This window comes from Microbacterium sp. B24 (genome assembly GCF_000333415.1).
In the GTDB taxonomy this organism is placed as follows: domain Bacteria; phylum Actinomycetota; class Actinomycetes; order Actinomycetales; family Microbacteriaceae; genus Microbacterium.
Genome location: NZ_BADB01000505.1, coordinates 1 through 2,571, shown reverse-complemented (window position 1 = coordinate 2,571; position 2,571 = coordinate 1). Strand labels below are relative to the sequence as shown.

The following is a 2,571-nucleotide window of genomic DNA, read 5'->3' as shown; positions in this document are numbered from 1 at the left end:
TGGCGAGCGGCGTGGACTACGTGGTCACCGAGATCCGTGGAGCCCGAGCCGCCCGCGGCGGTACCGTGACGGGCACGCGTCGATGAGCGCCTCGTCCCGGCGTGGGGGCGCGCACGACGAACATCCGGATGCCGAGGGAGACGACCTCGAGAGCACCCTGGTCTCCGCGGGTCGTCGCAGTAGCGAGCCGGAGCGCCTCGTCGCCCGACTCGCCGACCTCGGCTGGAGCATTGCGGCGGCCGAATCGTTGACCGGGGGACTGCTCGCCGCATCCATCGTCTCGGTCTCGGGAGCCTCGCGCGTCTTCCGCGGCGGGATCGTCGCCTACGCGACCGACGTGAAGGCGAGCCTTCTGGGCGTCGAGCAGCATCTGCTCGACGCGCACGGGCCGGTACATCCCCGGGTCGCCAGCCAGATGGCGGAGGGCGTGCGCCGCGCGCTCGGACGTGACGGTGTGCCCGCCGACGTGGGCGTGGCGACGACCGGCATCGCGGGCCCGCTGTCACCGGACGGCCAGCCCGTCGGCACGGTGCATATCGCCGTCGCCACTCCGCTGGGCTCGCGGGTCGAGTCCGTGCTGATCGACGGCGACCGCGCCGCCATCCGCACCGAGACGGCGGCGCGCGCCGTCCGGCTGGTGCTGGACACGCTCTGAGCCCTCAGATGACGCGGGGAATACCGCTCGTGTCGACGCCGTTACATGACAGCGATTCCCATTCATTACCCAGCACGAGAGGGCTATCGTGGCCAGCACGTGGGGTACTGTTGTCCACCCGGGCACCGATACCCGGTGGGAATCTCGAGTAGAGGAGGGGGCCCGAACATGATCCTGGTTCGTCAGGAGATCGGCGAAGTGCTTCGCGACTTCCGCCTGCAGAAGGGTCGTACCCTCCGCCAGGTCGCCGGACGCGCGAGTGTCGCCCTCGGATATCTCAGTGAGGTCGAGCGCGGTCAGAAGGAGGCCTCGAGCGAGATCCTCGCGGCGGTCGCCGAGGCGCTGGACGTTCCGATCTCGACCATCATGCGCGAGGTCGGTGACCGGCTGTCGGTGCTGGAGGGCCTGCAGGTCTTCCCCGACGTCGTTCCCGACGATCTCGCCGGGCTCGAGGACGGCCTCGTCCAGCCCGAGTTGTCGCTGCGCTGACGTGCGGCGCAGCGAGTTCACGCGAGCCGTCGCGGACGAGTTCGGCGCGCGCGCATCAAGCTTGGTCGCCGACCTCGCTCTGCCCGGTGTGGGTCACCGGACCGCAGCCGAAGCCCTCGCCGACGGCGTCGAGCCGCGCGAGATCTGGCTTGCTCTGTGCGACGAGACGGACGTCCCCGCTTCGCGGCGCCACGGCGTCGGACTGATGGAGCCGCGCCGACGCTGATCCGCGACGGACGCGCGGCGTGTCGCGTGATCGAAACTCTGTTCGATGGGCGTAGGCTCCTGCACATGAGGTGACTCGGGACGTTTGTCCACATTCGAGGCCTGTCGCCGACCGATGTCGGAGACCGTCTCTAGCGTGGACACCGTCATCACGACACCTCCGCCTTGTCGCAGCATCCTTCCCGCCGGGAGGGGGCGTGACAGCCTACAGGCGACGGAATCCCGAGGCCGGCAGCGCCGTCCACGGCAGAGCACAAGGAGCACGTCATGCCCTCACCCGCTGACCGCGAGAAGGCCCTCGAGTCGGCCCTCGCCCAGATCGACCGGCAGTTCGGAAAGGGCTCGGTCATGCGACTGGGCAGCGACGACCGTGCCCCTGTCGAAGTCATCCCCACCGGTTCGATCGCCCTCGATGTCGCTCTCGGCGTGGGAGGTCTTCCCCGCGGGCGCATCATCGAGATCTACGGTCCCGAATCCTCGGGTAAGACGACGCTCACGCTCCACGCGATCGCCAACGTGCAGCGCGCCGGCGGCATCGCCGCCTTCATCGACGCCGAACACGCGCTCGACCCCGACTACGCGCAGAAGCTCGGTGTCGACATCGATCAGCTGCTCGTGTCGCAGCCCGACACGGGGGAGCAGGCGCTGGAGATCGCCGACATGCTGGTTCGTTCGGGAGCGATCGATCTGGTCGTCATCGACTCCGTCGCTGCGCTCGTCCCCAAGGCCGAGATCGAAGGCGAGATGGGCGACTCCCACGTCGGCCTGCAGGCTCGCCTCATGTCTCAGGCGCTGCGCAAGCTGACCGGTGGTCTCAATCAGACCAACACGACCATGATCTTCATCAACCAGCTGCGTGAGAAGATCGGCGTCTTCTTCGGCTCACCCGAGACCACCGCCGGCGGAAAGGCGTTGAAGTTCTACGCCTCGGTGCGTCTCGACATCCGTCGCATCGAGACGTTGAAGGACGGCACCGACGCGGTCGGCAACCGGACGCGCGTCAAGGTGGTCAAGAACAAGATGGCGCCGCCGTTCAAGCAGGCCGAGTTCGACATCCTCTACGGCACCGGCATCTCGCGCGAAGGCTCGCTCATCGACTTCGGCGTCGAGCACGCCCTCGTGAAGAAGTCCGGCGCCTGGTACACCTACGACGGTGAGCAGCTCGGTCAGGGCAGACTCTAGAGGATCCCCGGGACCGAGCT

At 68.1% G+C, this 2,571-nt stretch carries 3 protein-coding genes and 1 pseudogene; all 4 read left to right on the top strand.

The window, feature by feature from the left end:
• Positions 1-82: 82 nt before the first annotated feature.
• The gene (locus I5I_RS14825; RefSeq protein ID WP_036287237.1) at positions 83-655 is read left to right on the top strand and encodes a CinA family protein; all 573 of its coding nucleotides are present in this window, start codon (positions 83-85) and stop codon (positions 653-655) included.
• A 168-nt stretch (positions 656-823) separates the two neighbouring features.
• Positions 824-1,144 (top strand): helix-turn-helix domain-containing protein, encoded by a 321-nt coding sequence (locus tag I5I_RS14820; protein ID WP_005048854.1) that lies wholly within the window; start codon positions 824-826, stop codon positions 1,142-1,144.
• Position 1,145: 1 nt separating this feature from the next.
• Positions 1,146-1,370, top strand: a complete 225-nt coding sequence (locus I5I_RS14815) for a DUF3046 domain-containing protein (RefSeq protein ID WP_036287224.1) — start codon at positions 1,146-1,148, stop codon at positions 1,368-1,370.
• A gap of 266 nt (positions 1,371-1,636) precedes the next feature.
• Positions 1,637-2,545: pseudogene (gene recA / locus I5I_RS14810) on the top strand (recombinase RecA); the annotation flags it as partial.
• Positions 2,546-2,571: the final 26 nt, after the last annotated feature.